Below are 18,803 nucleotides of genomic sequence, written 5' to 3' on the forward strand. Positions count from 1 at the left end.
CCGCCGCCGCTGTCGGCGTAGGCTTCGTTGACCACGTCCCAGGCGTAGATCTTGCCTTTGTAGTGGGCCATGACGCCGTTGATGTGGTCGATCATCGCCTGGCGCAGGGTGCCGCCGGACAGGCTCTGCATCCAGCCGGGTTGCTGGGAGTGCCAGGCCAGGGTGTGGCCGCGGACCCGTTTGCCGTTCTGGACGGCCCAGTTGTAGACGCGGTCGCCCTGGGTGAAGGTGAACTGTCCCCGGTTCGGCTCGGTGGCGTCGATCTTCATCTCGTTCTCGGCCGTGACCATGGTGAACTCGCGGCCGGCGATCGTGGTGTAGGCGGAGTCGCCGAGTTTGCCCGAGGCTATGGCGGTGCCGAAGTAGCGTCCGCTCTGTGCGGCGGCCGCGCCGAGGGTGCTCTCGGCGGCGTCGGCCGGGATCGCCGTCGCCAGTGCGGTGATCAGGCCGAGGGCGCCTAACGCGCCGGTGATCAGTGCCCGGCGGCGCCGGCGGGTGACGGATGGGGACGGGGCGTTGACGCTCATGCCTGAGCCTCCGTATGCGAATCAAGGGATGGAACGGCGGGACGCGCCCCCGGACCATCGATCTGACAGGGAGATCGCCTTGAGGACTCAGTGTGAGAATCGGTCCGAAACTTGTCAAGAATGACATGAAAACTTTCGGGTCGCTACGCCTCCGTGCGGAAGAGGAATGCAGGACCAGGCATGCGGAAAGTTTCGGCCCGTTGCCCCGGGATCCGCGTGAACGTTTCATCGCCGTCGTCGTCGTGCAGAGGGAAGGATTACCGGGCCATTCGCGTCGGAACACCGGCGGACGGGCAGCACCTGGGAGGACGGCCGGGGAACGGGAGCGGGCGATGAGGGACGAACAGCGCGAAGGCCGCACGCCACAGAGCGTGCGCCGCCGCGAGCTGCTGACCATGCCCGTCGCCCTGGCCTGCGGCTCGGCGGCGCTGACCGGCTGCGACGCCACGCTGCAGGCCCGCGGCGCCATGACCGCCACCCCCACCCCCGGCCCGGAGCGGGAGGTGCCGGTCACGCCGCCCGAAGACCTCATGCGCGAGCACGGAGTGCTCAAACGCGTCCTGCTGATCTACCGGGAGGGCGTCCGGCGGATCGAGGCCGGCGAGCGGGTGCCGGCGGGCCCCCTGCACGCCGGGGCCGGCATCATCAGCACCTTCATCGAGCAGTACCACGAGCAGCTCGAAGAGCGGTACGTCTTCCCGCCCCTGGTCAAGGCGGGCAAGCTCACCGACGTCGTCCCCGTCCTGATCCTGCAGCACCGGCGCGGACGCGTCCTGACCGGCCGCATCCTGGGCGCCACCGCCCGGCCCACCTCCCAGGTGGCCCGTCGCGGCCTGGCCGCGGACCTGACCGCCTTCGTCCGCATGTACGAGCCCCACGAAGCCCGCGAGGACACCGTGGTCTTCCCGGCCATGCGGGAGGTGATCCCGCCCGAGCAGTTCGCCGACCTGGCGGAGACGTTCGAGGACGAGGAGCACCGCCGTTTCGGCCCGGCCGGATTCACCGGTGTGGTCGGGCAGGTGGCCGACATCGAGAAGGCGCTCGGCATCTACGACCTGAACCAGTTCACACCCCGCGGCTGACCGCGGCTGACCACGGCCGGGCACCGAGCCTGCCGTCGTCCATGGCCAGGACGGTGTCCACCTTCGCCAGGGTGGCCAGATCGTGCGTGACCATGACGGTGGCCAGGTCGTTCTTCCTGGTGAGGTCGGCCAGCAGGGAGACGATCCGCTCGCCCCGGTCGTGGTCGAGCGCGCTGGTCGGCTCGTCCACCAGCAGGACCTCGGGGGAGTTCATCAACGCGCGGGCGATGTTGACGCGCTGGCGCTCGCCGCCGGACAGCTGGTGCGGGCGCTTGTGCTCCTTGCCGCCCAGGTCGACGGCGAGCAGCAGGTCCCGCGCCCGCGGGCCCGCGTCGCGGGGGGACTCGCCGGCCAGGTGCGCCATCACCAGGAGCTGGTCGAGCGCGGTCAGCGAGGGCAGCAGGTTGGCCTGCTGGAACACGATGCCGACGTGGTCGCGGCGGACCCTGGTGCGGACCGCCTGCCCGGCGCTGGAGACGTCCTGCCCGGCGATGATCACGCTGCCCGCCGCGGGCGTGATCAGCGTGGCGGCGACGGCGAGCAGGCTGGACTTGCCCGAGCCGGACGGGCCGACCACCGCGGTGAACTCGCCCGGCCCGACGGCCAGACTGACGTGGTCGAGCGCGGTCAGCGTACGGTCGCCGTCGGGGTAGGTGAGGACGACGTCGGTGAGCTGGAGGGTCATCGGGAGGCTCCCAGGGCGGTCAGCGGGTCGACAGAGGTGATCTTGCGGATGGCCAGCGCGGCTCCGGCCGCCCCGAGGACGATCATCACGGCCACCGGCGCCACGGTGGTCGTCACCGACAGCACGAACGGGACGGTCCCCTCGGCCAGCGCCCCGAGACCCGCCCCGAGCAGCCCCCCGACGCCCGCGCCGACCAGCAGCACGATGACCGCCTGGGCCAGCGCGTCCCTCAGGAGGTAGCCGGAGCTCGCGCCCAGCGCCTTGAGCACGGCGACGTCGCCGCGCCGCTGGATCGTCCAGACGGTGAAGAAGGCCCCGATGACCAGGGCGGAGATCGCGAACAGGAAGCCGCGCATCAGCTGGAGCGACCCGTTCTCGGAGGAGAACGAGCCGATCGCGGCGGGGGCCTCGGACAGCGGGACCGTCGTGGTGCCGATCCGGGCGTCGGCCGCCTCCAGCCCGGCAGTGCCGCTGGAGGGCAGCGCCAGGACGGTCGCCACGCTGTCGGCGCCGCCCTGGCGGCCCATCTGCTCCCAGTCGCCGATGCCGAGCCAGACGACGGGCGTGTGGCTGTAGGACGCCTGGCCGCCGACACCGGAGACGGTGAAGTCCTTGCCCGCGATCCGGACCGTGTCGCCGGTCTTCACCCCGGTGTCGGCGGCGAGCGCGGCGGACAGGACGATCCTCCCCGTGTCCACCGGCCGCCCCTGGGCCAGGGCACCGCCCGGCTGGACGCCGAAGAGCGCCACCCCCGCGCTCCGATCGTCGCCGTAGCCGAGTCTCGACATGGAGACGCCGAGCCTCTCGACGGAGTCGCCGGCCACCCGCCGCCACTCCTGCCAGGTCTGGTCGGTGACGCGGCTGTCGGCGAAGGCGGGCTTCCCGCCCCCGGCGAAGACGAGGTGCCCGGCGGGCAGGCTCTCCACGGCCGAGATGTTCTCCCGCGCCAGCCCGGCGGTCAGGCCGGACAACATGGTCACCAGGAGCGTGATGAGGAAGACGACGGCGCCCATGAGGGCGAACCGTCCCTTTGCGAAGCGCAGGTCTCTGAGCGCCACGAACACGGCGCGTCCCCCGTTGCGGTTGAAGGTCACATTGGCGTTCCCCAGCGTGCGGGCGTCCGGTTCCCACCCGCATCGTGCATGCGGTCCGCCCGGAATACTTCTTTTGGACGATTTGGGGTGCGGGGCCGTCGCATACGCTTGGTGAGAGATGTCTGACTATCCGTTCCCGCCCGCCCTCCGGCTGCTCCGCTGGACCGTGCACGGCACGTTCGCGATCCTCCTGGTGGTCGCGCTGGCCGGCGTCGCCGGGAAGGGGCGGTTCGCGCTGGTGCTGGGCGGAGCGCTCCTCGGGGTCCTCTACCTGGCCGGTCTCGTGATCGAAGAGCGGCTGCCGCACTTCGGCGGCCCGACGCACCTGCGGCTGGGCCGGATCTGGCTGGTGCTGACCACGGCCGGCTGGGCGGGGCTCGCCCTGGCCGCACCGCAGTTCGTCTGGCTGGCCTTCCCGCTCTTCTTCGCCTACCTGCACCTCCTGCCGCTGGCGGTCGCGGTGCCGGGCGTGGTGGCGCTGACCCTGGCGGCCGTCCTGGCCGCCGCCTGGCACGAGGGCCGGCTGACCGCCGCCCTGGTCATCGGCCCGACGATCGGCGCGGCGGTGGCCACGCTGATGGCCATGGTCTACAAGGCGCTGCACGCCGAGAGCGAGGAGCGCCGCCTGCTGATCGACGACCTGGTCCGCACGCGGGGGAAGCTGCTCCAGGCGGAGGGCGACGCCGTACGGCTGGCCGAGCGGGAACGCCTGGCCAGGGAGATCCACGACACGCTGGCCCAGGGCATGTCCAGCATCATCCTGCTCCTGCGCGCGGCCCGGCGGGACCTGGCGGAAGACCTCCCGGCCGCCGAGCGCCGCATCGCCGAAGCGGCGGACGCGGCCAAGGAGAACCTGGAGGAGGCCAGGAACTTCGTCCGCGGCCTGGCTCCTCCGGCGCTGCAACACGCGTCGCTGGCCGCGGCGCTGCGCAGGGCCGGCGACTCGGCCGTGGCGGGCACGCCCATCCAGGCGCGCTTCGAGATCTCCGGCACCCCGGCGCCGCTGCCCGCCGACTACGACGCCACGCTGCTGCGCATCGCCCAGGGCGCCCTGGGCAACGTCAGCCGCCACTCCGGAGCCGGTCACGCAGGGGTGACCCTCACGTACCTGGACGACGTGGTCGTGCTGGACGTGTACGACGACGGCCGCGGGTTCGACCCCGTAGGTACGGCCGGGTTCGGCCTGCGCGCGATGCGCGAACGGGTGAGCGCCCTGGGCGGCAGCCTCACCGTGGAGTCGGCCCCCGGCGAGGGCACGGCCGTCGTGGCGACCCTACCGCTGCCGCCCCTGGAGGGGCCGTGATCCGGATCGTCCTGGTGGACGACCATCCCGTCGTCCGCTCCGGCCTGCGTGCCATGCTGGCCGGGCAGCCCGATTTCGACCTGGTCGGCGAGGCCGCCACGGGCGAGGAGGGCGTGGAGCTGGCCGCCAGGCTCGCCCCCGACGTCGTGCTGATGGACCTCCAGCTCGGGGCGGGCATGCACGGCAGCGAGGCGACCCGCCGGATCGTGGCCCTGGACGGCCCCCGGGTCCTGGTGCTCACGACGTTCGACACCGACGCCGACATCGTGGCCGCCATCGAGTCGGGCGCGACCGGCTACCTGCTGAAGGACGCCCCGTCGGAGGACCTGCACGCCGCCGTCCGGTCGGCCGCCACGGGGGCCGGCGCGCTGGCGCCGAGCGTGGCCGCGCGCCTGCTGGGCCGGGTCCGCGCTCCCGACGCCACGCTCAGCCCGCGTGAGCTGGAGGTCCTCGGGCACGTCGCCGCCGGCCTGTCGAACCGGCAGATCAGCAAGGTGATGTTCCTCAGCGAGACCACGGTCAAGACCCATCTGGCGCACATCTACACCAAGCTGGACGTGGACTCCCGCACGGCGGCCGTCGCCGCGGCCTCGAAGAGGGGCCTCATCCGTTCCCCCTGAGCCGGAACCGCCGGGGCCGGGGCTACGCGCCGGCCCTGGCGGCCTGGGCGGTGGCGCGCAGCTGCTCCTCCTGCTCGTGGCTGAGCGAAGTCTGCAGGATGTGGCCGCCGTACTGGGCGATCTCCGGGATCACCTTGTCGGGGGTGCTCTGGACGACCAGGAGGAACAGGGCGGCGGTGCCGGGTTCGAGCTTGGTGGCCAGCTCGCGCATGAAGTCGTCGTTCACACCGGTGTCGGCCAGCGCGCCGCCGACGGCTCCTCCCGCCGCGCCGAGCGCCATGCCGAGCAGCGGCATGAGGAACAGCAGGCCGATGAGCCCGCCCCACAGGGCGCCGCCGGCCGCGCCCGCGCCCGCCAGGCTGGTGGCCTGGTGCAGCTTGATCTTGCCGTCCTGCCTGCGCTCGACGACGGCGGCGTCCTCCAGCTTGATGAGGTTCTCCTTCTGCATCTGCCCGAGGCGGTCGCGTACGGACATGGCGGTCTGGACGTCGGGATAGGCGATGGCGATCAGGTTGCTCATGGCGGTTCTCCTTCGGTTCGCGGTTTCAGGGCGTGACGATGGCGAAGTCGGGCTTGGGCTGGTCCAGCACGGAGGTCAGGCGGCGCAGGACGGCCAGGTCGCCGTCATGGTCGATCCCGCCCCGCTCCGGCTCGGCGTCGCCGTCACCGGCGAGCAGGCCGAGCAGGCGCTGCCGGCTCAGCCGCAGCGTCAGGTCGGCTCCGTCGCCCGAGGACGACTTCTGGTGGACGAGGACGCCGTTGGACATCGTGGTCCGGTGGCGTTCGTCCAGGTCGGTGAGGTGCCAGTCGATGGCGAAGCGCTCGTTCCAGGCGGCGGGGCCGTTCACCCGGATGGCCAGGGAGTCGAAGAGCTGCTCGCTGGACAGCGCGCCGAGCATGTCGGGTGAGGTGGTGCTGGTGGCGCCCGGCGAGGGGCCGTCCTTCAGCTCGCCCGCGCCGGTGAGGTAGAAGTTGCGCCAGGTCGCGTTCTCGGCGCCCTGGCCGAGGCGGGTGTAGACGCGGGCCAGCAGCCTGCGGGCCGAGGCGTCGTTCTCGTCGGCGTACACGGCGTGGTTGAGCAGCGTCGCGGCGAAGCGCAGGTCGCCTTCCTTGACGTAGCGGTCGGCCAGGCTCACCACGGCCGAGGTGCCGCCGAACGCCTCGACGTAGCGGCGGGCCTGCTCGACGGGCGGGTGTTCCCACAGGTGGGCGGGGTTGCCGTCGAACCAGCCCAGGTAGCGCTGGTAGATGGCCTTGACGTTGTGGCTGACCGAGCCGTAGTAGCCGTGGGTGTGCCAGACCTGCTCCAGAGCCGGCGGCACCTGCACGACCTCGGCGATCTCGGCGCCGGTCAGGCCCTGGTTGAGCAGGCGGAGGGTCTGGTCGTGCAGGTAGGCGTACAGGTCGCGCTGCTGGGACAGGAAGGTGACGATGTCGTCCCTGCCCCAGGTGGGCCAGTGGTGGGAGGCGAAGGCGACGTCGGTCCGGTCGGCGAAGAGCTCGACGGCCTCGGTCAGGTAGCGGGCCCAGACGCGGGCGTCGCGGACCACCGCGCCGCGCAGCGTGAGGATGTTGTGCAGGTTGTGGGTGGCGTTCTCGGCCAGGCAGAGGGCGCGGCGGTCGGGGAACAGGAAGTTCATCTCGGCGGGGGCCTCGGTGCCCGGAGTGAGCTGGAAGACGATGCGCACGCCGTCGACCGTCTCCTCCTGGCCGGTGCGGGTGACGTCCACGTTCGGCGGGATGAGGGAGACGGTGCCCTGCGAGGTGCCCATGCCCAGCCCGCAGCCGAGCTGGCCCTCCGGGGTCCGGGGGAGGAGCTGGCCGTACATGTAGAGGGCGCGGCGGTTCATGGCGGTGCCGGCGTAGACGTTCTCGGCGACGGCGTGTTCCATGAAGTGGGCCGGGGCCAGGATCGGCACGTCGCCGTCGGTGACGCCGCGTACGCCGCCGAAGTGGTCGACGTGGCTGTGGGTGTAGACGACCCCGGTGACCGGGCGGTCGCCCCGGTGATCGCGGTAGAGCGCGAGCGCGGCGGCGGCGCACTCGGCCGAGACCAGCGGATCGATGACGACGACGCCGGTGTCGCCCTCCACGAGGGTCATGTTGGACAGGTCGAGGCCGCGCGCCTGGTAGATGCCGTCGGTGACCTCGTACAGGCCCTGCTTGGCGCACAGTTGCGCCTGGCGCCACAGGCTCGGATGGGCGGTCTCCGGGCAGTCGCCGGTCAGGAAGTCGTACGCGTCGTTGTCCCAGACGACCTCGCCGTTCCTCGACTTGACCACGCCGGGGGTCAGCTTGGCGATGAAGCCGCGATCGGCGTGGTCGAAGTCCGTCCGATCCTGGAAGGGAAGGTCTGCCATGAGACCGTCCTGCCCTCGGCCGTCTTCGATGAGGGCAACGAGGACCCCAAGAAAGAGCATGCCCGGACGCGGCGTTCACCCTTGGCCGATTGCATACCCTCGCCCGCGTTGCACGCCGCCCGGCCGAGGAAGGCTGATCACATGTGTGCTTCTCGGGCCGGGCTGCTGGCGTGGGCGCGCAGCGCGGTCGCGGCCGCGGTGATCACCGGCGTCTACTTCGCCGCGCCGCTGCCGACGGGAAGATCGCAGGGCGCGTCGCCCGAGCTGCGCGCCCTGGCCTGCGTGGCCGGGGTGATGATCCTGGCCTGGCTGCTGGTGCGGCAGGTGGAACGCGCGCTGCGGCCCGGACGGTTCCTGGCCGAGCAACTGGCGATGTTGCTGACCGTCGTCGTCGTGGTGGTGGTCTTCTTCGCGGCGCTGTACTACCTGATGGCCGACCAGTTCCACGGGCTGCGCACGCGGGTGGACGCCCTGTACTTCTCGGTGATCACCCTGGGCACGGTCGGGTACGGCGACGTCGTCCCCTTGGGGCAGGGGGCGAAGGCGGTGGTCATCGTGCAGGTGATCTTCGACCTGGTCGTCGTGACGTCCGCGCTCGCGGTCATCGTCGGCGTGTGGCGCTCGCGCCCCTGGTCATGAGGCTTCCCACTCCTGGCAGGGGATCAGCGGGTGGTGGCGGTAGATGGTGCCGATGATCCGCTTGTCCGCCTGGATGTAGACCTCCTGGGAGGCCGGGCCGCAGGCGCACTCCGGGGACTCCTCGTGCCCCACGCTGTCGTCAATGGGACGTATATGCACAGTCTTTTGCATGGCGTCTTCTCCGGGGGAGAGGGAAGGCTTGGGTCATCTTATCCCCGTATGTGCATTTATTTGGTCGTTTGTCGCATTTTTTGGTGGTAAAGGATGCTCGGCCAGGTAGTCCTGGAGCTCGCGGTGACGGAACTGGTAGGCGACCCCGGAGATCCGCAGCAGCCCCGCGTCGTAGCACCGGTGCAGGAACCGTCCCAGCCGCCACGGCAGCCGCCCGCGCGTGGACAGCAGGAACCCCAGGTAGCGGCGCGCCAGCAGCGGCGACCAGGACGCCACCAGGGACATGCCGAACACCGCGCTCCCGGTGGCCGCCGTGGCGACCGACAGCCCGTCCAGCAGCTCCGCGAACCAGATCCCGAGGATGAACCCGAATCCGGGACCGAAGGTGAGCGCCGCCACCAGCGTCGAGACGACGTCGCCGCGGATGATCGCCCTGGGGTCGGCGCCGTCCCAGGAACCGGCGTACCCGTTCTCGCCGCCCCGCCCGGTCGCCATGCCGACGCCGAACAGGAGGCCGAAGACGACCGGCACCCACAGCGGAAGGGCGGTGCCGAACTCCATGACCACCGCCGCCCCCGCCAGGCAGCCGCCCAGGGCGGCGAGCACGCCGTCCACCAGGGCCTTCCTGCGGTCACCTACGCGGCGGAGCCGGCGGAAACCGGCCTCGTCCGCCGTGGACCACACCTCCCGCCAGGCCCTGAACGGTTCCAGCAGCAGGCCCACCGCCACCACCCCGGGCAGCAGGAGAAGCATGAGCGCACCCACCGCCGCGCCCGTCAGCCGGCCGTCCACGATGTGCACCTGCGAGACCGCCAGGACGGCCAGGGCGACGACGACGCCGACCCCGGGGAGGCAGGTCGCCAGGGCCACCAGCGCGCCGACGACCCGAGGACGATCACCCGCCAGCGGCCACAACTGGTGCAGCACCAGGTCGGTGCCGGACAGCACGCGTCCGTGGAACGGCGGCCGGCCCGCGTTCCCGCGCAGATAACCGGCCAGGACGGCCAGCCAGGCATGCGTCCGCTCGGCGGTGGGCCCCTTCCCCGCCGGGGCCGTCGCGGCCAGGCGGGCGGGGATGAACAGGCCGAGAAGGTGCTCCCGCACGGACGACTGGTCGGCGAACTCCGTGAGCACCTCGGGGGAGCGCACGTAGCGGCCGGTGAGCGGGTCGCGTTCCTCGTAGACGCTGACCGCCAGGGTCAGCCGCCACGGCGTGCCGAGCGCGTCGGCCAGGACGTGGCCGTCGCGGGTCAGCGCGTCCAGCACCGGCCGCCAGCGGTCCGGGTCCTCCTGGTCGGTGACGGCCTGGATGAAACGCCAGGCCTTGTCGCTGGTCACCGTCCCCACGTCGACCCGGACGACGCCGCGGGGGACGGCCCGGTCGGCGACCAGGGCGTCGTACTGGCCGGTACGGCAGGTCACGATCAGGCTGCAACGGTCCGGCCCGTGCTCGTAATCCTCCAGCGCGCGCAGCACCCGGGCGGCCCGCGACCCGTAGCCCGGCTCGTCGGTCTCGTCCACCTCGTCCAGCCCGTCGACGACGGGCAGGATCTTCTCCGCCGCCACGAGCGTGTGCGCCATCACCGGCTTCAGACCGTACGTCGCCGTCAGGTGCCGGGCGAGCATGGTTCTCACCGGCACGTCCGGGTCGATGCTCGTCGCGGAGATCCGCACCGGGACGCGGTCGTCGGGCTGCCTGCCGGCGAGCAGCTTGAGGACCAACTCGATCGCGAGGACGGTCTTGCCCGACCCCGCCACTCCGGCGATCACGAACCGTCGCGGCTCCCGCAGGCCGCGGAAGTAGTCGGCCACCTGCGTCAGGGTGCCGGACGGCGGGGCGGAGACGGAACCGCCGGTGGGGCGGAAGAAGAAGTCGACGTCGATGACGACGTCGCTGCCCTTGCCGCCCAGCAACTGGGCCCGCTGGGCCCGCTCCTCGGTCAGCACCCGCCGGGCCAGCAGGATCCCGGCCGCCTGTACGTCGGTGTCGGCCACGCGCTGCGCCTGCCACCAGGAGATCACAGCGAGGACGGTCCCGACGAGCGCGAACCCTCCGCCGACCGGGTCGACGTCGCCGGGATACCGCGTCCACAACCGCAGCGCGGCGGCGGTCAGCATGACCATCCCGATCGCCACGCCCGCCCGGAACCACCATGCCTTCGTACGCCGCCTCACGGTCCCAGCATGTCAAGCGCGCCCCTGACGTGTGCGGGGAAAGGCGCAAAGAACCCGCTTTGTCCCGTACCGGCTCGCGATCCGGCTCGGGACGTGCAACCCCTGACGCGGCACCTGCGAAACACAGGTATGTGGAACGCACACCAGGCCGGCAGGTGACGGGTGCGGCCCTGAGGCCGGCCCGCGCGCTCGGCGTGCTGTCGGCGCTGGCCATGGTCGGCTGCCAGGTGGCGTCAGGGCTGGATTCGCAGCCCGGACGGCTCACCGCGGTGATCGTCGCCCTGCTGGCGACGTGCGCCGTGGCCTTCGCCGCGGACGCCTGGGGGGCGGCCAGGGCGGCGGCCGCCTTCGCCGGAGCGGCGCTGACCGGGTACGCGGCCGAACTGGCCGGGCTGCTGACCGGGTTCCCGTTCGGCTCCTACAGCTACAGCGAGGCGCTGCGGCCGCAGGTGGCCGGTGTCCCCGTGCCGGTGGTGCTGGCGTGGGGCGGCATGGGGCTGGCGGCCTACGCGGTGGCGGTCGCGGTCGTCCCGTCCGGCGGGCCGGCCCGGGTGTGCGCGGGCGCGGGCGCGCTGACGGCGTGGGACCTGTTCCTCGACCCCCAGATGGTCCGGCTCGGGTTGTGGACGTGGGCGCGGGAGGGCTTCTACCGCGGCGTGCCGCTGAGCAACTTCGCGGGCTGGCTGCTGGTGTCGGCGCTGGTCATGGTGGTCGTCGGGCGGATCGCCCGCGCCACCGGGCCGGCGCGCGGGCTGCTGGCGCTCTACACGGTCATGGCGGTGATGGAGACGGTGGGCTTCGCGGCGGTGTTCGAGCCGCCCGACCTCCTGGTCGCCGCCGCCGGAGGGATCACGATGGGCGCGTTCGCCGCGCCGGCCTGGAGGCGGTCATGGCCGAAGTCACGGTGATCGGCGGCGGGGTGGGCGGCATGGCGTGCGCGCTGCTGCTGGCCCGCCAGGGGCACGAGGTGCGGCTGTACGAGCAGTCGCCGCGATTGGGCGGCAAGCTGGCCGAACATCGGCGTGACGGCTTCACCTTCTCCCTCGGCCCGTCGCTGCTCACCATGCCGCGCGTGCTGCGCGACCTGGGGCTCGACCGCGAACTGATCGAGCCGGCGCTGCTGTGCCGCTACCGCTTCGCCGACGGCACGGTCCTGGACGCCCACCGCGATCCGCGGCGGATGGCCGCCGAGGTGGAACGGCTGGCGCCGGGGGAGGGACGGGCCTGGTCGGCCTTTCACGACTGGGCCCAGGGCTGTCTGCGGGCGGCCGAGCGGACCGTGTTCGCCGGGCCGCCGATCCGGCGGCAGGGCAGGCCACGCCTGTCGGACCTGACGGCGGTGGCCCCCACGCGCACGCTGGCCGGGCTGGCGCGGCGCCACTTCCGCGACCCCCGGCTTCGTCAGTACGTCGGCCGCTACGCCACGTACGCGGGATCGAGCCCGTACCGTGCGCCGGCCGCGCTGGGGTGCGTCCCGGCGCTGGAACACGGGCAGGGCGTCTGGTACGCGCCCGGCGGGCTGGCCCGGCTGGCCGACGACCTGGCGCTGCTGCTGAAGGCCGCGGGAGTGGAGATCTTCCTGTCCGAGCCCGTCACCGCCGTCGAGGCCGACGACTCCAGGGTCACCGGCGTGCGGCTGGCGGGCGGGCGCCGGGTGCGGGCCGACGTCGTGGTTGCCAACACCGACGCCGCCGCCCTGTACGGACGACTGTTCCCCGACCGCCGGCGGCTGCGCCGGATCGCCCGGCTCGGGACCTCGTCCTCGGCGTTCCTGCTGCTGGCCGGGGTGGAGGGGCGCACGCCGGGGCTGCCGCATCACTCGGTGCTGTTCTCGGCCGACTACGAGCGGGAGTTCGCCGACATCTTCGACCGGCGGCGTCCGCCCCTCGACCCGACGGTCTACCTCGGCTGCTCGGCGGTGGACGACGCCTCCCAGGCCCCGCACGGGGCGGAGAACTGGACGATGCTGGTCAACGTGCCCGCTCGTGATCCGGCGCGATGGGGGATCGGGGTCGAGACGTACCGGGACCTGGTGCTGGAACGGCTGGCCGGGCGCGGCTTCGACCTGGCCGGACGGCTGCGCTTCGTCGACGTCCTCACCCCCGCCGACCTGCGGGATCGTTACGGCGCGTGGGGCGGCGCGATCTACGGCAGCGCCTACCGCGGCAGGCTGGCGTCCTTCGCCCGGCCGGGCAACCGGGGGCCGAGGCGCGGGCTGTACCTGGTGGGCGGCTCGGCCCACCCGGGCGGAGGTCTGCCGATGGTGACGCTGGGCGCCCGCATCGTGGCCGACCTGGTGGCCCAGGACCTCACGGACGGCCCCCGATGAGGCCGGTCCGGGTCGCGGTCACCGTCGCGCAGGTCGCGGCGGCGGCCGTCGTGGTGGCGCGGCTCGCGCGGGGACGGCGGCGGCTGCCCGCGCTCCTGCCGCGTCCGGCCGCCGGCGAGCCGGTGTCCGTGGTGATCCCGGCGCGGAACGAGGAGGCCAGGATCGGGCCGTGCCTGCGCGCCGCGCTGGCCGCCCCCGCCGTCCGCGAGGTGATCGTCGTCGACGACGGCTCCCGGGACGGCACGGCGAGGCTGGCGGCGTCCCTGGGCGCCGTGGTCGTCACCGCCGATCCGCTGCCGCCCGGCTGGGTGGGCAAACAGTGGGCGCTGCGCCGGGGGGTGGCCGCCGCCCGGTCCGACGTGGTGGTCACGCTGGACGCCGACGTCCGGCCCGAGCCCGGCCTGTTCGGGGCGCTGGCCGCCACCCTGGACCGGTACGACCTGGTCAGCGCCGGCCCCCGCTTCGTCTGCGACGGCCCGCTGGAGCAGGCCCTGCACGCCTCGATGCTGGCGACCCTCGTCTACCGCTTCGGCCCGGTCGGCCCGCCGAGCCCCCCGCCGCCGCACCGGGCCCTTGCCAACGGCCAGTGCATGGCCTTCCGCCGGGCCCGGATGACCGAGACGGACGGCTTCGCACTCGTGCGCGACCGGATGACCGACGACGTGGCGCTGGCCCGATGCCTGGCCGGACGGGGCTGGTCGGTCGGCTTCCTGGACGCCGGCGGCCTGCTGGAGGTCGACATGCACGACTCGGCGGGCGAGCTGTGGCGCGAGTGGGGACGTTCGCTGCCGCTGGCCGACGTGACCGGCCCCGGATGGCAGGCGGCCGACCTGGCGGTCGTCTGGCTGACGGCGGCGCTGCCCGTGCTGCGGCTGGCCGCGGGCCGCCCGACCGGCCTGGACCTGGCGCTGCTGGGCCTGCGGGTGTCGCTGACGGCCGCGCTGCGGGGCAGCTACCGGCGGCCGGGCGCGGGGCTGCTGCTGTCGCCGCTGCTGGACCCGGCGGCCGCGTTCCGGCTGACGCAGGCCACCGTACGGCCGGTGCGCAGGTGGCGCGGCCGCACGTACGGCCAGGTCACCGGCGGCGGCCGCACGTACGGCGAGGTCACCGGCGGCGGCCGGCCAGCGCGGCCTGCCCGAAGCGGAGCCCGATGAGGCACATCAGCGCACCGGTGGCCGCCACCAGCTCGGCGGGCATGAACAGCAGCTGCAGCAGCGGCACCCCGAACACCGCCAGCCGCGCGCCCACCGCGAACGACCGCGTCACCAGCGCCGCAACGGTCAGCGCCGCCACGGCCAGCGCGAACGCCGGCGGGCAGATGACCGCGACCCCGCCCGCGAAGGTCAGCACGCAACGCCCGCCCCGGAACGCGGCGAACAACGGCCACGCGTGCCCCGCCATGGACGCCGCCACGGCCAGGTACACCGGCGCCACGCTCGCCCCGGTGACCACGCCGAAGGCGCCGGTGTGGCCGCCGCTGACCAGGAGCCCCGCCAACGCGGCCAGAGCGCCCTTCAGCGTGTCGCCCGCGAAGACCGGCACGCCCGCCCGCCGCCCGAGCTGCTCCTTGACGTTCCAGTACCCCGGGTTGCGGTCGCCGACGTGGCGCGGATCGACGCCGTGCGCCCGCCCCGCCAGGACCGCGACCGGCACCGAGCCCAGCAGGTAGCCGATGACGACCGCCACGAGCACCTCAACCATCGCGTCGTTCCACCTCGTCCGGTACGGCGGCAGGGGGGCGATGAAGCACATGGCCTTCGACCGGCCGCTGCTGCGTCGCGCCGGGGGCCTGCGGTTCTGGAAACTGCTCGGCACCGGCAGCGGCCGCTCGATGTCGCTGGGGGCCGATCTGCGGCGCTGGGCGCTGTTCGCCGTCTGGCGCGGGGAGGACGACCTGGAGGAGTTCCTGCGCCGCTCGCCGATCGCCGATCGCTGGCGGGCGGAGGCGTCGGAGTACTGGCAGACCCGGCTGGCGCCGCTGGCCTCGCGCGGCGCCTGGGCCGGTCGCGACCCGTTCGGCGGCCTCACGGCCCGCGACGACGGCGGACCCGGTCCGGTGGCGGTGCTGACCAGGGCGTCGATCCGGCCCGGCCGCCTGATCGCCTTCTACCGGTCGGTCCCGCCGGTCGAGGAGCTGCTGCGGCGGCAGGACGGCTGCCTGGCCTCGGTCGGCATGGGGGAGTGGCCGCTCGCCCGGCAGGCCACCTTCTCGCTGTGGCGCGACCGGCGGGCCGTACGGGCCTTCGCCTACCAGGGGCAGGCCCACCGGCAGGTCATCGAGCGCGTACGGGCACACGACTGGTACGCCGAAGAGCTGTTCGCCCGCTTCGTCCCCTACGCCGGCGAGGGCAGCTGGGACGGGCGCGACCCGCTGGGCTGACCCGCTCATCCCGCCGCCGCCGTCGCGATCCCGGCCGCCGGGTCGCGTCCCGCCAGAGTGCCGGCCACCACGCAGGCGCGGGCGATCGTGGCCGCCCGCGAGGAGCCGTGCGCGACCACGACGGTGCCGCGCAGGCCCAGCAGGACGGCCCCGCCGTGCGTCTGCGGGTCGTAGCGGGCCGCCACCTCGGCGAGCCGGCCGGGGGAGGCGATGCCGGCGCGGGCGACCATGGTCAGCGCCGTGCGCACGCAGCCTTCGACGTTCTTGAGCACGACGTTGCCGGTGAAACCGTCGGTGACGATCACGTCCACCGTGCCGGCCAGGACGTCGTGGCCCTCGACGGGCCCGTGGAAGCGCACCGGCAGCCCGCCGAGCAGCTCCTCCGCCTGACGGGCCAGCCGGTTGCCCTTGCCCGGCTCGGCGGCGATGGACAACAGCCCCACCACCGGGTCGGCCACGCCGAGCACGGCCCGCGCGTAGCCCGCGCCGAGCTGCGCGAACTGGGCCATCATGGCGGGGCTCGGATCGGCGATCGCGCCGGCGTCCACCAGCACGCTCGCCCCGCCCGCCAGGGACGGGAGCGCCACGGCCAGCGGCGGCCGCAGCACGCCGTCCGCCCGCCCGATGCCGCGCACCGCGCACGCGACCACCGCGCCGGTGGATCCGGCCGACACCAGCGCCCCGGCCTCGCCCCGTCCGACCAGCCCGCAGCCGACCGCCAGGCTGGAGGCGGCCAGCGCGGTCGCGCCCGCCCCCCGCTCGGTCATGGGCACGGCGTCCTCGGCGTGCGCCACCGCGAGCTCACCCGCGGCGCCGTGCCGCCGCAGCTCCTCCTCCAGCAGCGCCGCCGGGCCTGCCAGGACGACGGGCACGCCGTGCTCGCGGCTCGCCAGCACCGCGCCCGCGACCACCTCGGTGGGCCCGTGGTCGCCGCCCATCGCGTCCAGGACCACGGGGGCCGCGCCGGTCACGGCAGCTCCACGCGGACGCGCCGCTCGGCCATGCCCGACCCGGCGGAGGCCAGCAGGTGACGGGCGAAGACGGCGGCCTTGCGACGGCGCGGCACGCGCACCCGCCCGGCCAGGACGTCGAAGCCACGGCGTTCGATCTCGGTGAGGATGCCGCCGTACAGCTCGAAGGCGGCGCGCACGCACGGCCGCGAGGAGGCGACCAGCAGGCCGATCCCGGGGTCGGCGGCCCGGTAGTGGGCGCGGGCGCGCTCGGCCTCGAAGGCCAGCAGGTCACGCACCGCCCGCCGGGCCCGCGGCTCGCCCAGCATGTCAGGGGCGACGCCGAACTTGTCCAGGTCCTCCATCGGCAGGTAGACGCGGCCACGCGCGAAGTCCTCGGCGACGTCGCGCAGGAAGTTGGTGAGCTGGAAGGCCAGGCCGAGCTGGCGGGCGGGCTCGCGGGCCCGCTCCTCCTGGCCGGGCGCCGGTTCCAGCAGCGGCAACATCATCGTGCCGATCGCGGCGGCCGATCCCGACATGTAGCCCAGCAGGTCGTCGTAGGTCGCGTAGCTCCGCACGGACAGGTCGGCGCGCATCGAGGAGAGGAAGGCCCGGACGTCGCCGTGGTCGATGCCGAACGAGTGCACCGTGTGCAGGAACGCGGGCAACATCGGATCGCCGGTCGCCGTCCCGGCCAGTCCCGCCGCGACCTGGGCGGTCAGGTCGTCGAGCGCGCGGGCCCGGTCGCCGGTCATGGTGAAGGAGTCGACGATCTCGTCGGCGTACCGGGCGAAGCCGTACAGGGCGTGCACGTGCCGTCGTTTCCACTGCGGCAGCAGCCGGGTGGCCAGGTAGTAGGAGCGGCCGTAGCGGGCGTGCAGCCGGCGGCAGCGTTCGTAGCTGGCGGTGAGCGTCAACGAGCCTCCTTCAGTATGCGTTCGGCGGCGAGCCGGCCGGAGATCAGCACCGGGGGGATGCCGACGCCGGGCGCGGTGTACATGCCGGCGAAGTGCAGTCCGGGCACCCGCCGGGCGACGGCCGAGGGCCGCAGCCACGCCGTCTGGGTGAAGCGGTGGTCCAGCGCGAACGGGGTGCCCGCGCTGTGCCCGCGCGCGGCCCAGGCGGGTGGGTCGAGGACCAGCCTGGGCGCGTCCGCCAGGTCGCCGTAGCCGAGCGCGGCCAGGCGGCCGAGCAGCCGCGTCTCCAGCTCGGGCCGCAGCCGGTCCCAGTCGGCGGTCCGCAGGTTGGGCGCGGGTTCCAGGACGCTGAGCGTGGCCTTCCCGGCCGGCGCCGCCTCGCCGTCCGGCTCGGGATGGGTGATCAGCAGGCTGGGGTCCGGCTGCGGACGGCCGGCCGCCAGCGCCGCGAAGGTCTCCCGCCAGGCTCGTCCGAAATGGAGGGTGTGGTGGGCCTGGCCGCTCAGCGGACGGCCCAGGCCCACGTGCAGCACCAGGCAGGACGGAGAGTGGTGGGGGCGGCGCAACCGCCAGTCGGACGCCGCGCCGGGCAGCAGCCGCCGGGCGGCCAGGCGGTCGCAGGCCACGACCACGTGCCGCGCCGGGAGCCGTTCGCCGTCCGCCAGCAGGACGCCGGTGACGCCGTCCGAGTCCGTCTCGACCTTCTCGGCGCGGACACCGTGGCGGAGGTCCCCGCCCAGCTTCTCCAGCAGGGCGGCCATGGCCGTGGGGATGGCGTGCATGCCGCCGCGCTCGGGGAAGTACACGCCGCCGACGGTGTCCATGTGGGCGATGACGGCGTAGATGCCGAGCGCGCGTTGCGGGGAGAGCCCCACGTACAGGGACTGGAAGGTGTGCGCCTTGATCAGCCGCGGGTCGCGCAGGTGCCGGGCGGCCAGGCGGTCCAGCCGCCGGAAGCCGCCCAGCCCGGCCAGCCGCAGCAGCGCCGCGGGCCGGGCCAGGGCGCGCAGCCGGCTCACGTCCGCGTCGATGAACGTCGGCCACTCCACCCGGAACAGCTCGTCGAGCAGCCGCCGGTAGCGCTCGTAGCGCGCCGCCTCGGCGGGCCCGCACACCGTCCGCACCTGCTCGGCCATCGCCTCGCGCCCGGGCAGCACGTCCAGCCGTGACCCGTCGTCGAAGAGCAGCCGGTAGGAGGGGTCCAGGCGGCGCAGCGGCAGCCAGTGCCGCAGTTCCTCCCCGGCCGCGCCGAAAACCTCGGCGAGCACGCCGGGCATCGTCAGCACGGACGGGCCGGTGTCGAAGCGGAACGCGCCGAGGCGGGCGGTGCCGCAGCAGCCGCCGGGCTCGCCGAGTGCCTCGACCACGCTGACCCGGCGTCCGGCCGCCGCCAGCCGGACGGCCGCCGCCAGGCCGCCCAGCCCGGCCCCGATGACGACCACGGGACTCATCGGAGGCCCTCCTCGGTAGACGCGTCCATGCACGCAGCTCCTTCTGTCGCTATGAGAGCCTTCGTGGCGGGAGGCCGTCCGGTTGCACCCGGCCCGCGTGCGCCCAAGGACCTCGCAGGC

19 protein-coding genes are annotated in these 18,803 nt (G+C 73.8%); 8 read left to right on the forward strand and 11 right to left on the reverse strand.

What is annotated here, in order from left to right:
• On the reverse strand, positions 1-527 hold a 527-nt coding region (locus tag ABZ815_RS35420; RefSeq protein WP_357705572.1), incomplete at its 3' end, for an endo-1,4-beta-xylanase.
• A gap of 332 nt (positions 528-859) precedes the next feature.
• Here ABZ815_RS35420 and ABZ815_RS35425 point away from each other — a divergent pair.
• Complete coding sequence (locus ABZ815_RS35425; protein WP_357705573.1) at positions 860-1,609, forward strand: hemerythrin domain-containing protein; 750 nt, start codon at positions 860-862, stop codon at positions 1,607-1,609.
• Here ABZ815_RS35425 and ABZ815_RS35430 read toward each other — a convergent pair.
• Together ABZ815_RS35430 and ABZ815_RS35435 are read right to left on the reverse strand one after the other, a co-directional pair.
• The gene (locus ABZ815_RS35430) at positions 1,593-2,294 is read right to left on the reverse strand and encodes an ABC transporter ATP-binding protein (protein WP_357705574.1); all 702 of its coding nucleotides are present in this window, start codon (positions 2,292-2,294) and stop codon (positions 1,593-1,595) included. The genes ABZ815_RS35425 and ABZ815_RS35430 overlap by 17 nt on opposite strands.
• Complete coding sequence (locus ABZ815_RS35435; protein WP_357705710.1) at positions 2,291-3,358, reverse strand: FtsX-like permease family protein; 1,068 nt, start codon at positions 3,356-3,358, stop codon at positions 2,291-2,293. Before ABZ815_RS35435 ends, ABZ815_RS35430 begins: the two co-directional genes overlap by 4 nt.
• Before the next feature lie 148 nt (positions 3,359-3,506).
• Between ABZ815_RS35435 and ABZ815_RS35440 the strand changes: the two genes are divergently transcribed.
• Positions 3,507-4,691: a sensor histidine kinase gene (locus tag ABZ815_RS35440; protein WP_357705575.1), complete on the forward strand. Its 1,185-nt coding sequence runs from the start codon at positions 3,507-3,509 to the stop codon at positions 4,689-4,691.
• Entirely contained in the window at positions 4,688-5,311 is a 624-nt protein-coding gene (locus ABZ815_RS35445; protein WP_357705576.1) for a response regulator transcription factor, read from the forward strand. The genes ABZ815_RS35440 and ABZ815_RS35445 overlap by 4 nt, the downstream gene beginning before the upstream one ends.
• 22 nt (positions 5,312-5,333) lie before the next feature.
• Here the strand turns inward: ABZ815_RS35445 and ABZ815_RS35450 are convergent, their stop codons facing one another.
• Complete coding sequence (locus tag ABZ815_RS35450; protein WP_357705577.1) at positions 5,334-5,831, reverse strand: DUF1269 domain-containing protein; 498 nt, start codon at positions 5,829-5,831, stop codon at positions 5,334-5,336.
• Between the two features lie 25 nt (positions 5,832-5,856).
• Positions 5,857-7,671: an alkyl sulfatase dimerization domain-containing protein gene (locus tag ABZ815_RS35455; protein ID WP_357705578.1), complete on the reverse strand. Its 1,815-nt coding sequence runs from the start codon at positions 7,669-7,671 to the stop codon at positions 5,857-5,859.
• A gap of 141 nt (positions 7,672-7,812) precedes the next feature.
• Here ABZ815_RS35455 and ABZ815_RS35460 point away from each other — a divergent pair, with 141 nt between their 5' ends.
• Positions 7,813-8,310, forward strand: coding sequence for a potassium channel family protein (locus ABZ815_RS35460; protein ID WP_357705579.1), 498 nt, complete (start codon positions 7,813-7,815; stop codon positions 8,308-8,310).
• Here the strand turns inward: ABZ815_RS35460 and ABZ815_RS35465 are convergent.
• Both ABZ815_RS35465 and ABZ815_RS35470 read right to left on the reverse strand, forming a co-directional pair.
• Positions 8,305-8,481, reverse strand: a complete 177-nt coding sequence (locus ABZ815_RS35465) for a hypothetical protein (protein ID WP_357705580.1) — start codon at positions 8,479-8,481, stop codon at positions 8,305-8,307. The two genes, ABZ815_RS35460 and ABZ815_RS35465, sit on opposite strands and share 6 nt — an antisense overlap.
• Before the next feature lie 33 nt (positions 8,482-8,514).
• Positions 8,515-10,656, reverse strand: coding sequence for an NACHT domain-containing protein (locus ABZ815_RS35470; RefSeq protein ID WP_357705581.1), 2,142 nt, complete (start codon positions 10,654-10,656; stop codon positions 8,515-8,517).
• 131 nt (positions 10,657-10,787) lie between these two features.
• Here ABZ815_RS35470 and ABZ815_RS35475 point away from each other — a divergent pair, with 131 nt between their 5' ends.
• Genes ABZ815_RS35475 through ABZ815_RS35485 form a run of 3 tightly spaced genes read left to right on the forward strand, consistent with a single transcriptional unit; the run spans position 10,788 to position 14,139 of the window.
• Positions 10,788-11,564 (forward strand): carotenoid biosynthesis protein, encoded by a 777-nt coding sequence (locus ABZ815_RS35475; RefSeq protein ID WP_357705582.1) that lies wholly within the window; start codon positions 10,788-10,790, stop codon positions 11,562-11,564.
• On the forward strand, positions 11,546-12,985 hold the full coding sequence (gene crtI, locus ABZ815_RS35480; protein ID WP_357705583.1) for a phytoene desaturase family protein: 1,440 nt from the start codon (positions 11,546-11,548) through the stop codon (positions 12,983-12,985). Before ABZ815_RS35475 ends, crtI (ABZ815_RS35480) begins: the two co-directional genes overlap by 19 nt.
• On the forward strand, positions 12,982-14,139 hold the full coding sequence (locus tag ABZ815_RS35485) for a glycosyltransferase family 2 protein (RefSeq protein ID WP_357705584.1): 1,158 nt from the start codon (positions 12,982-12,984) through the stop codon (positions 14,137-14,139). The genes crtI (ABZ815_RS35480) and ABZ815_RS35485 overlap by 4 nt, the downstream gene beginning before the upstream one ends.
• Here ABZ815_RS35485 and ABZ815_RS35490 read toward each other — a convergent pair.
• On the reverse strand, positions 14,090-14,686 hold the full coding sequence (locus ABZ815_RS35490; RefSeq protein WP_357705585.1) for a glycerol-3-phosphate acyltransferase: 597 nt from the start codon (positions 14,684-14,686) through the stop codon (positions 14,090-14,092). The genes ABZ815_RS35485 and ABZ815_RS35490 overlap by 50 nt on opposite strands.
• Between ABZ815_RS35490 and ABZ815_RS35495 the strand changes: the two genes are divergently transcribed.
• Positions 14,658-15,365 carry a spheroidene monooxygenase gene (locus ABZ815_RS35495; RefSeq protein ID WP_357705586.1) on the forward strand — a complete coding sequence of 236 codons (708 nt, stop codon included), beginning with the start codon at positions 14,658-14,660 and terminating at the stop codon, positions 15,363-15,365. The genes ABZ815_RS35490 and ABZ815_RS35495 overlap by 29 nt on opposite strands.
• 5 nt (positions 15,366-15,370) lie before the next feature.
• Here ABZ815_RS35495 and ABZ815_RS35500 read toward each other — a convergent pair whose 3' ends face one another.
• The 3 genes from ABZ815_RS35500 to crtI (ABZ815_RS35510) are packed head-to-tail and all read right to left on the reverse strand — an operon-like array spanning position 15,371 to position 18,683.
• Positions 15,371-16,336, reverse strand: a complete 966-nt coding sequence (locus tag ABZ815_RS35500) for a phosphate acyltransferase PlsX (RefSeq protein ID WP_357705587.1) — start codon at positions 16,334-16,336, stop codon at positions 15,371-15,373.
• Positions 16,333-17,232 carry a phytoene/squalene synthase family protein gene (locus tag ABZ815_RS35505; RefSeq protein ID WP_357705588.1) on the reverse strand — a complete coding sequence of 300 codons (900 nt, stop codon included), beginning with the start codon at positions 17,230-17,232 and terminating at the stop codon, positions 16,333-16,335. The genes ABZ815_RS35500 and ABZ815_RS35505 overlap by 4 nt, the downstream gene beginning before the upstream one ends.
• Positions 17,229-18,683 carry a phytoene desaturase family protein gene (crtI, locus tag ABZ815_RS35510; protein WP_357705589.1) on the reverse strand — a complete coding sequence of 485 codons (1,455 nt, stop codon included), beginning with the start codon at positions 18,681-18,683 and terminating at the stop codon, positions 17,229-17,231. The genes ABZ815_RS35505 and crtI (ABZ815_RS35510) overlap by 4 nt, the downstream gene beginning before the upstream one ends.
• Between the last annotated feature and the right edge of the window lie 120 nt (positions 18,684-18,803).

The organism is Nonomuraea sp. NPDC047529 (genome assembly GCF_040642995.1).
Lineage (GTDB): Bacteria > Actinomycetota > Actinomycetes > Streptosporangiales > Streptosporangiaceae > Nonomuraea.